The following is a 3,692-nucleotide window of genomic DNA, read 5'->3' as shown; positions in this document are numbered from 1 at the left end:
AATTTCCAGCTATCATCTGTTAACATTAGTCTTGGCATTTGGGGTAATTGTTTTGATTTTTGGCGAAACCATTATAACAGCCCCATTTGCTGCTTGCTTTTTATACCAAAAAGATCAACACGCTCTAGTTTATTGGCGAGTTAGATGTACTAAATGTTTTACGTTACAGACCGAAATGGTTACATCAGAGAAATCAGCCATAGCAGCATGGAACCAGAGGGCAAATAACGATGATCGGTAAATATATCATTTCAGCCACAATCACCAAAGCGGGCGGATTGCCGGTTAACTGGATGCGCTATTCCGACAAAAAATTATCCAAAACAGAATGTTTGAAACTGGTTGGAGGTAAGCGTCGGGGATTCAATAGTAATCTGGAAGAAGAGGTCAAAGTGGAGTTGAGCAATTTTGAATGTCGGAGGGTAGATGCTAATCGAAAACTTCTGTCTCCATGAATCAACCAAAAAGCTATTTTACGACAACCTGAAACAGTTACTCGCCACTCATCAAAAACTCAATATCTCCATTAAGCCCTATAAATCTAAGCGATCCCTTCCGCAAAATAATCTTTCCCACAAATGGTACGACGAAATCAGTAAATACCTGATTAAACGTGGTCGTACATGGATGATGCCAGAAAAGGTTAAATTTGATTTAAAGGCGACTTATTTAGGCTTTGAAGAGGTTGAATACACGGATTTTGTGACTGGCAAAAAATACACAAAAGAACAGTTGAGGCAAACATCAAAGCTGAATACTGGTGATATGCACTACTACATGAGCCAAATTGAAGCATGGTGTGCTCAGTTCGGGTTGACGCTAACAACCCCGCACGACAGCGAATACATGACACTCAAGAGGTCGCAGGATGGATGTTAAAAATATCTCTCAGCACCCAAATAAATTAATTGGTGAACTCTATGAGGACAACTACCGATTACGCCAGCAGTTGCTGATAACGAGGCAGACTCTGAGTAGTACCAACTCTAGTTTGAGTATGGCTCAGCGTGAACTCAGTCTGCGTAATTTTGATATTAGCTGTATACCGCCAATTCCTATATCACCACAGATTAGAGAATGGATGGATTGGTATGGCATGCCATGGGAAACGTTGTATTGCCAAATTTGCAGGAGTTGGTTTTCTGATTTAGATAGCGCATTCCCATACCATTTAGAGGGTTGCAGGTGCAAATGTAATGAGGAGCAAATCAAATGAGATATCTGACATTCGTAGGCGCGTGGATCGCTATTGCGCTGATTATTGGACTAGTGTTAGGGGGATGAAGTGGCAAAGGCAAAAACGCCGAAGCCAAAGACCTGTAAAATCTGCTCTACTGAATTCACACCGTACCGCTCTACTCAAACAGTTTGTTCCATTCCCTGTGCAGCCCAGCACGGTAAACAAGAAGCCGAACGCAAGGCGGAAAAAGAACGCCGTCGCCAGCGGTCTATTGAACGTCAGGAACTGAAAGCCCGAAGGGAAAAGCTGAAATCCCGATCTGACTGGGAGAAAGAGGCTCAGGCAGCATTTAATAAATACATACGCGCCAGAGACTACGGGAAAGAGTGCGTCAGTTGTGGTTGTAAATTGGTAGGCTCTCATAATTATCTGACTGGCAGCGCTATTGATGCCAGTCATTACAGGTCAAGAGGTTCGGCCTCGCAATTACGGTTTAATGTTTTTAACGTCCATTCATCATGCACCCAGTGCAACCGTCAACTCAGTGGCAACGCAGTTGAATACCGCATCAGGCTCATCAACCGGATCGGCCTCGGCAGGGTTGAGGCCCTCGAATCAAATAACAAACCGCGCAAATTCGATATTGAGTACCTGAAACGGGTGAAACAGATATTCACCCGCCGGGCACGGTATTACGAAAAGCGCAGGAAGAACGAGCATAGGGAGGCTGCATGATCTTCACTGACCTGACCTCAGCCATCGAAGAGGCGCGATATCGGCATGGAGAAACAGGCAAACCATTCACTGTTGTTCAGCAGCACACAGGAGGTATGAAGATTTTAGCTGAACAATGGGTTATGCGAAAACAAATGAGGGTGATGTATTCCACACGTCACGACAGGTTTCATACAGTATTGCCGGGGATAAAATGAATTTAGAATCATTACCGAAGTACTTCTCACCAAAGAGCACCCTATTTAGTGACTCTCCAGCCGCAACCGCTACTGATTCATTTTCAATTACCGATGTTATGGCCTCGCTAGGATTGGCGTCCGCTCAGGCGAGGCTGGGTATTGAACTGTTTTTGGCGAAACAAGGTATCAATAAACCGGATGAATCGGTGGAGAGTCTCTATCAGTATGCACTGACGCAGGTTCACAAGCACCCTGCCATTTCAAAACTCGATGAGGATATTAAGCGAAGTGTTCTGCAAATACTCGCAAATTATGCGTTCCAGGATTATGCGAGGAGTGCATCCAGTAAGAAGCTATGTTCTGATTGCGACGACGGGTTTATTGAAGCGGAAGTGTTTACTACAAAGACGTATACCCCGTGGATGGAAAGAAAACTGGTTGAGGCAAATTTAAGCATGGGCGCGAAAATCATTCCGTCATCATACGCTAAGTTCCGTGAGGTTAGAGAGGTGGTGAAAGTAGTTTGCCCAACATGCAAGGGTAAAGCAGCGGTGAGTCATTCTTGCCGCTGCAATGGACGCGGTGAAGTTCTGGACAAAAAACAGACTGAATTAATTGGTATTCCGGTTTATAAAACCTGCCCTAAATGTTCTGGGCGCGGGTATTCCAGATTGCCAGCCGAAGATGTCAGGCGTGCCATATGTGATGAAGTAATGGATCTACCCGAAACAACATGGAGAAGAAATTTCAAACCGTTCTATGAATCGCTTATTCAAGAATGCTTCAAAGAAGAGGTGAACGCCGATTTGGTTCTATCAAAATTAACAAAGAGGGAAATTATTTCTATATAAATGTTAAATAATAGATAAACCATATTGACGCAGTGGCGAAAATAGCCTATCGTTACCCCAACGATGGGTTATTGCCTCTCGTTGAAACAGAATAGAATTCCATAGCCCCGCACTCGCGGGGTTTTTTGTTGCCTAAAATCCCCTTTGCTTCTCGTCGATTCAGGAAACGATTGTGAATCTCAATGACCTCACCTTAATTAACGACGACGCGCTAAACTTTATCAGAACATTACCGGATAACTGCATTGACCTGATCGCCACTGACCCGCCCTATTATCAGATGAAAGAGCACCAATGGGACAACCAGTGGAAAGATGTCACGGCCTATCTTGCGTGGCTGGATGAAGTGCTTGCTGAGTTCTGGCGGGTACTGAAACCCAATGGCAGCCTGTATATGTTCTGTGGGTCGCGTCTGGCGTCTGATACGGAACTGCTGGTGCGTGAACGGTTCAATGTGTTAAACCATATTATCTGGGCGAAACCGTCCGGCCCGTGGTTTAGGCAGAATAAAGAAAGTTTGCGAATGTTTTTCCCGTCCACGGAACGAATAATTTTCGCTGAACATTATCAGCGATTTGATCACCCGAAAAACAACGGGCATTCCCGCCGGTGCGAAGAATTGAAACAATCCATGTTTAAACCGCTGATTGATTATTTTCGTACTACTTGGAAAGCATCGGGTATCAGACTGAAAGAGATAAATCAGGCGACGGGCAAACAGATGTCCAGCCACTGGTTCAGAAAGAG

At 44.6% G+C, this 3,692-nt stretch carries 7 protein-coding genes; all 7 read left to right on the top strand.

Annotation, left to right across the window (positions count from 1 at the left end):
* Nucleotides 1–241, top strand: a 241-nt coding sequence (locus AACQ81_RS01550) for a hypothetical protein (RefSeq protein ID WP_237388404.1), incomplete at its 5' end; no start/stop codon positions are given.
* The gene (locus AACQ81_RS01545) at nucleotides 231–455 is read left to right on the top strand and encodes a DUF1187 family protein (RefSeq protein ID WP_237388403.1); all 225 of its coding nucleotides are present in this window, start codon (nucleotides 231–233) and stop codon (nucleotides 453–455) included. The genes AACQ81_RS01550 and AACQ81_RS01545, both read left to right, overlap by 11 nt.
* Entirely contained in the window at nucleotides 427–879 is a 453-nt protein-coding gene (locus tag AACQ81_RS01540; protein ID WP_237388402.1) for a hypothetical protein, read from the top strand. The genes AACQ81_RS01545 and AACQ81_RS01540 overlap by 29 nt, the downstream gene beginning before the upstream one ends.
* A gap of 406 nt (nucleotides 880–1,285) precedes the next feature.
* The gene (locus AACQ81_RS01535; protein WP_336885699.1) at nucleotides 1,286–1,915 is read left to right on the top strand and encodes a recombination protein NinG; all 630 of its coding nucleotides are present in this window, start codon (nucleotides 1,286–1,288) and stop codon (nucleotides 1,913–1,915) included.
* Nucleotides 1,912–2,112 (top strand): hypothetical protein, encoded by a 201-nt coding sequence (locus tag AACQ81_RS01530; protein ID WP_237388401.1) that lies wholly within the window; start codon nucleotides 1,912–1,914, stop codon nucleotides 2,110–2,112. The genes AACQ81_RS01535 and AACQ81_RS01530 overlap by 4 nt, the downstream gene beginning before the upstream one ends.
* Nucleotides 2,109–2,945, top strand: a complete 837-nt coding sequence (locus tag AACQ81_RS01525; RefSeq protein ID WP_237388400.1) for an antitermination protein — start codon at nucleotides 2,109–2,111, stop codon at nucleotides 2,943–2,945. Before AACQ81_RS01530 ends, AACQ81_RS01525 begins: the two co-directional genes overlap by 4 nt.
* Nucleotides 2,946–3,117: 172 nt before the next feature.
* Nucleotides 3,118–3,692: DNA-methyltransferase (locus AACQ81_RS01520; RefSeq protein WP_336885698.1), on the top strand; the 575-nt coding region annotated here is incomplete at its 3' end.

This window comes from Xenorhabdus sp. Sc-CR9 (assembly GCF_963897815.1).
Lineage (GTDB): Bacteria > Pseudomonadota > Gammaproteobacteria > Enterobacterales > Enterobacteriaceae > Xenorhabdus.
Note: the sequence above shows the minus strand (reverse complement) of the source record. Positions and strands in the feature narration are given on the sequence as shown.

Coding starts and splice junctions, on each gene's coding strand:
- AACQ81_RS01525 (WP_237388400.1), top strand. CDS start 2,109: ATGAATTTAGAATCATTACCGAAGTACTTCTCACCAAAGAGCACCCTA.
- AACQ81_RS01545 (WP_237388403.1), top strand. CDS start 231: ATGATCGGTAAATATATCATTTCAGCCACAATCACCAAAGCGGGCGGA.
- AACQ81_RS01530 (WP_237388401.1), top strand. CDS start 1,912: ATGATCTTCACTGACCTGACCTCAGCCATCGAAGAGGCGCGATATCGG.
- AACQ81_RS01540 (WP_237388402.1), top strand. CDS start 427: ATGCTAATCGAAAACTTCTGTCTCCATGAATCAACCAAAAAGCTATTT.